This is a genomic window from Streptosporangium sp. DT93, assembly GCF_049844535.1.
Taxonomy (GTDB): domain Bacteria; phylum Actinomycetota; class Actinomycetes; order Streptosporangiales; family Streptosporangiaceae; genus Streptosporangium.
This window is the reverse complement of the sequence record NZ_JBNCLF010000086.1, coordinates 1-360: the sequence shown is the minus strand read 5'-3', so window position 1 is coordinate 360 and position 360 is coordinate 1. Positions and strand designations below refer to the sequence as shown.

Annotated in this window: 1 protein-coding gene; it reads left to right on the top strand. The window is 67.5% G+C overall.

All coding sequences use genetic code 11. The features are described from left to right. The coding region (locus ACLQ2R_RS39595) for an AMP-binding enzyme (protein WP_425966554.1) at positions 1-360 on the top strand (360 nt) is incomplete at both ends.

Below are 360 nucleotides of genomic sequence, written 5' to 3'. Positions count from 1 at the left end.
GAACACACCCTCACCGGCCACCCCGCCATCCGCCAATGCGCCGTCATCCTGCGCGACGACACCTACCTCGCCGCCTACATCGTCGGCGACACCGACCCGGGCGAACTGCGCCAGCATCTCGCCAAGCAGCTCCCGACCTACATGGTACCCACCGTGTTCGTGACGCTTCCCGAGCTGCCACTGACCCCCAACGGCAAGCTCGACACCGCAGCGCTCCCGGACCCGGCACCACGCACCGGCGAACACCTTCCGCCTCGCACCGACACCGAACGCTGGCTCGCTACGACCTGGCAGGAACTACTGGGAGTGGAACAGGTCGGCGCCGACGACAACTTCTTCACCCTCGGCGGCAACTCCCTG